The organism is Psychrobacter sp. W2-37-MNA-CIBAN-0211 (assembly GCF_040309405.1).
In the GTDB taxonomy this organism is placed as follows: Bacteria; Pseudomonadota; Gammaproteobacteria; order Pseudomonadales; family Moraxellaceae; genus Psychrobacter; species Psychrobacter glaciei.
The window spans coordinates 1-252 of the sequence record NZ_JBEOOU010000412.1; the positions used below are offsets into that span (position 1 = coordinate 1).

At 43.7% G+C, this 252-nt stretch carries 1 pseudogene; it reads left to right on the plus strand.

Annotated features, from left to right (window positions below):
• A pseudogene (locus tag AAEY72_RS15690) lies at window positions 1-252 on the plus strand (cation transporter); the annotation flags it as partial.

Here is a 252-nt window from a genome sequence, read left to right on the forward strand (position 1 = left end):
GTCTATGGTGTTGCCCTTTATGCTATTGGTAAATCGCTATTGCACAAAGCCAATGCGGCTAGAATTAGCGGCTTTTTTCAGATGGCACTGGGTGTGTTGATTATCATTGATATTGTAAGACGGTCAATTTACGGTAGCGAACCTGTATCGGGACTAATGATGGCTATGGGGGCAGTTGCACTGGTTGCTAATGTCATTTGTCTTGTGATCATACGCAAACAAAGAAATGAAGAAGTGCATATGCGGGCAAGC